Raw genomic sequence first — 806 nt, 5'->3', positions numbered from 1 at the left:
GGAGGCCATCGGCGCCAAGGCCGGCCAGCGCGCCGCGCGGCGCCTGGGCGCGCGCAAGGTGAAGACCGGGCAGTACCCGGTGGTGTTCGAGGCGCCGGTGGCGTCGTCCTTGCTCGGCCATTTGGTGGCCGCCATCAGCGGCGGCAGTCTGTACCGCAAATCGTCCTTCTTGCTGGATTCGCTGGGCAAGCCGGTGATGTCGGCCAATGTCACCATAGACGAAGACCCCTTCCTGCTGCGCGGCATGGCCAGCGGCGCCTTCGACAACGAGGGCGTGGCCACGGTGGCGCGCCGGCTATTGGACAAGGGCGTGCTGCAGGGCTATATGCTGGGCAGCTATTCGGCGCGCAAGCTGGGCATGCAGACCACCGGCAACGCCGGCGGCGCGCATAATCTGATCGTGCATTCCACCGGCGAGAGCCTGGAAGAATTGCTGAAGGCGATGGGCACCGGCTTGCTGGTGACCGAGCTGCTGGGCCAGGGCGTCAACACCGTCACCGGCGATTACTCGCGCGGCGCGGCCGGTTTCTGGGTGGAGCGCGGCGTGATCGTGCATCCGGTGGAGGAAATCACCATCGCCGGCAATCTGCGCGAGATGTTCATGCAGGTAGACGCGGTGGGCAACGACGTGCTGGAGCGCGGCGGCCGGCAAATGGGCTCGGTGCTGCTGCGCAGCATGATGGTGGCCGGCGAAGCCTGAGAACCTGTTCAATGTCTGCTGCGCTTCGTGAAACTTGGCACGGTGAGTGCCGCTTCGAAATGCTCATGTACCGTGTGTGCATTCCGCTTTCTCGGCGGTTTTCGCC

The 806-nt window shown here is 65.8% G+C and carries 1 protein-coding gene; it reads left to right on the top strand.

From position 1 onward, the window contains the following. Positions 1-700, top strand: a 700-nt coding sequence (locus LQT98_RS23600; RefSeq protein ID WP_231465676.1) for a metallopeptidase TldD-related protein, incomplete at its 5' end; no start/stop codon positions are given. Positions 701-806: the final 106 nt, after the last annotated feature.

This window comes from Chromobacterium aquaticum, from assembly GCF_021129195.1.
Lineage (GTDB): Bacteria > Pseudomonadota > Gammaproteobacteria > Burkholderiales > Chromobacteriaceae > Chromobacterium > Chromobacterium aquaticum.
This window is presented reverse-complemented; position numbering and strand designations above follow the sequence as displayed.